The sequence below is a fragment of the Nocardioides sp. P4_G4 genome (assembly GCF_056401085.1).
Genome location: NZ_JBFUKA010000170.1, coordinates 1 through 2,592 on the forward strand (window position 1 = coordinate 1; position 2,592 = coordinate 2,592).

Annotated in this window: 2 protein-coding genes; both read left to right on the forward strand. The window is 66.8% G+C overall.

Going from position 1 to position 2,592, the window contains the following annotated elements; genetic code table 11:
• Positions 1-116: 116 nt before the first annotated feature.
• Complete coding sequence (locus AC1DQF_RS21475) at positions 117-956, forward strand: hypothetical protein (RefSeq protein ID WP_477527253.1); 840 nt, start codon at positions 117-119, stop codon at positions 954-956.
• Between the two features lie 65 nt (positions 957-1,021).
• The gene (locus AC1DQF_RS21480) at positions 1,022-2,575 is read left to right on the forward strand and encodes a gamma-glutamylcyclotransferase family protein (protein WP_477527254.1); all 1,554 of its coding nucleotides are present in this window, start codon (positions 1,022-1,024) and stop codon (positions 2,573-2,575) included.
• Positions 2,576-2,592: the final 17 nt, after the last annotated feature.

Below are 2,592 nucleotides of genomic sequence, written 5' to 3' on the forward strand. Positions count from 1 at the left end.
AGGAAACCTTGCCCGGGGGGTTGGAACATTCAGCTCGACCGACTTTAGGGATCCCGCAGCGCAGACGACGAACGGGCTTCAGACTGCTCACCGACAGGCGTGAAGGAGCAAGAGACGTGACGGAACAGAGGGCGCAGTACTCGCCTCTCCGAAGGGTCGTCGCGCTCTTGGAGGAGCTGACCCGTGTGCACACGGAAACCGCTGGATACGGTGCGCTCACCGACGCCGACCTCATGGCACGTGTGCCGGCGTACGGGAGAGGCGTGCATGCCGCCAAGACTCTGCGCAACGACAAGAAGGCGTTGCGCGAGCGGGGACTGGTGGTCACCAACGTCCCGGTCAGGGACGAGCCACATGTACGAGGCACGATTAGGTCCCCCGTGCTGGAGAAGTCACCGGACTGGCACCTGAACGAGGACGAGCACTTGGCAATGCAGTGCGTTCGCGAGGACCTGCGGCGCCGCCATGTGGACGTCGGCCCCACGGACTCCCCTCCCGACGAGAGACGGTCCTGTCGAGTCGATGAGGCCCTGCGGCTGGTTCGGCTGCTCGAGGAACACGAGGGCGACGTAGAAGTCGAGGTGGTTGCCGCTGCCCTGGGAGTAGGGCGACGTCAGGCCGCCCGCTGGCTCACTGAGCTGGCAGCCGGGTTCGACGCCGTGGAGGTCACCTACATGCGCGACGAGGACGACCTCACCCTCGACGACCTCGTTTCGGCACGCATGAGGCGCGCCTCGACCGACCCGGACCACCCGCTCAGGCGTACGGGAACGGACCTTCTCGGCCTCTTCCCCTACTCACGACCCGAGGTCGACGAGCGCCTCAACGTTCTGGCTGACTACGCCGAAGCCGTGGCACGCGGCGACGTCGCTGAGCCGGTGAACCCGACACTGCTGGACTCAGTGGGCTGGAAGCTGGAGTCCTGGCGCGACTTCCTGACCGCCGCCCTGACGTGAATGTTCCGACCCTGTCCGTAGAACATCTCCACACGGCTCGACCGGAGCCGGACAAAGGAGTCGACATGCCCGACCACGCCTCACTTGAGCGTCTCACCCGCCTGATTATTGCGGCCGCAGAGCTGGACCTGACCGCTGCACAGCGACTTGCAGCACACGCCGTCGCCGACACCATGCGACGCGGCGGTGCCACCGTCACCCTGGGTGTGTACGCCGGCTTCACCTCGGCCGAGGTTCACGGGCGCGACGGCCGCACGATGGTCATCGTCCCGCTGTATGACTGGGAGCCCGACTTTGACCTCGGGCTCGATTCTCCCGGTTCGTGGGAGTACGCCGTGCGCGACACCGACGGCAGCCTGCTCCCCCGACCTGATGGCGACGACACCTTCGGCTGTGCCTCGATCTGGCATGCGGGTGACTTCGGACTCGAGTTGGACGAGGGCACGTACCAGCACCACCACATGCAGAAACTGATGGCTGACCTGCTCGGGTGGGCCCTCGTGCTCGGTGAGAACGACCCTTTGGGTCGAGTCACCCCGGGCCAAGAGGCCAGCGACTACGCCGTTGATCCCTACCCCGGTCAGCGGCCCTACGGTTCCTTCGTCATTGATGACGACGGGTTCTGCTGGCCGGTCAGCCCTGACGAGGCGCAGCCCAGCGGCTGGGCCGTGTCGGGCGACGAGGACTCGGTCTGCCTCGACGAGTGGCTCGCCACGTTCGGCGCTGCGCCGCTGAGTGAGCGGATTCCGCTCGTGGGATACGGCTCGAACGCCTCCCCCGGCAAGGTGCTTGCGAACGGCACTCCCCTGCCCTCGGTACATCTCGCGTGCATCTTGGAGGACCTGGCCTCGGTCTGGTGCACGGGCGACACCGGGGCGGGGCGTACGCCCGTCACCGTTGACATCCTCGCCGGACACTCCGAGGAGGCCGTGGTGGTGATGTGTGACCTCGCCGAGCTGCGCACCTTGGACGGCGTCGAAGGCCGTAGCAGTCGGTGGTACGACCTGGTGCTTCTCGACCAGGGTCGGGTCGTGCTCGAGAACGGCGCACGTCTGTCTCGCCCCGCGGCATACGTCGGGGGCCGTCCAGAGCGACACCCCATGCGACTCGGTGGTCAGTCGCTGCTGCGCGTCGATGTGGACCAGGCAGAGGTCCGCGCGCTGAGGTCGCGCATCAGCACCGAGCCCGCCGCTTCTGCGGTTGACCTCGGGTCGGTCATCTCACCCGGCGACTACCCCACTCCTGGGGAATGCGTGCCTCATGTCTTCGTCTACGGCACGCTGAAGCCGGGAAGCGAGCGCTGGCACCTGTTGGAGCCGTACGTCGTCGGCGAACCCGTCGACACCAGCGTGGTCGGCGACCTACGCGACACCGGTAACGGCTACCCCGCCCTCAGCGCCTCCAGCGACCGCAAGGCAAGCGGCGTCGTCGTGGAGTGCCATAGGGACAACGTGGGGGCCTTGCTCGAGCTGCTCGACGATGTCGAAGGAGTCGCGTCCGGCCTGTACACGCGCCAACTTCGGAACGTCAGCGGTCAAGCAGCGTGGGTGTACGTCGCCGCGAGGCTTGCCGGACGCGGCCGCAGCATCGACACGTGGCCGCCATCACCTCAGTCGTGACCTTCCCAGAAGTAGGT

Excerpts from the sequence above, each read along its gene's own strand:
- AC1DQF_RS21480 (WP_477527254.1), top strand. The coding sequence starts at position 1,022 with ATGCCCGACCACGCCTCACTTGAGCGTCTCACCCGCCTGATTATTGCG.